Raw genomic sequence first — 318 nt, forward strand, 5'->3', positions numbered from 1 at the left:
CTACGCGCCGGCAAGCGTGTATTGCTGGCTAATAAAGAGTCGCTAGTCACCTGCGGGCGGCTGTTCATGAACGAGGTGCGCCGCCATCATGCTCTATTGCTACCAGTGGACAGTGAACATAACGCGATTTTTCAAAGTTTACCTGAACCACTTCAGCGCGGGTTGGGTTACGCTTCTCTGAATGAACATGGCGTGTCGCGCATTATTTTAACCGGCTCCGGTGGCCCCTTTCGTCAGACATCGCTGGCTGAGCTTGGCATAATGACGCCGGAGCAGGCCTGTGCCCACCCCAATTGGTCGATGGGGCGAAAAATATCG

1 pseudogene is annotated in these 318 nt (G+C 54.7%); it reads left to right on the forward strand.

From position 1 onward, the window contains the following. A pseudogene (locus BG74_RS15200) lies at positions 1 to 318 on the forward strand (1-deoxy-D-xylulose-5-phosphate reductoisomerase); the annotation flags it as partial.

It is taken from the genome of Sodalis-like endosymbiont of Proechinophthirus fluctus, assembly GCF_001602625.1.
Taxonomy (GTDB): Bacteria; Pseudomonadota; Gammaproteobacteria; order Enterobacterales; family Enterobacteriaceae.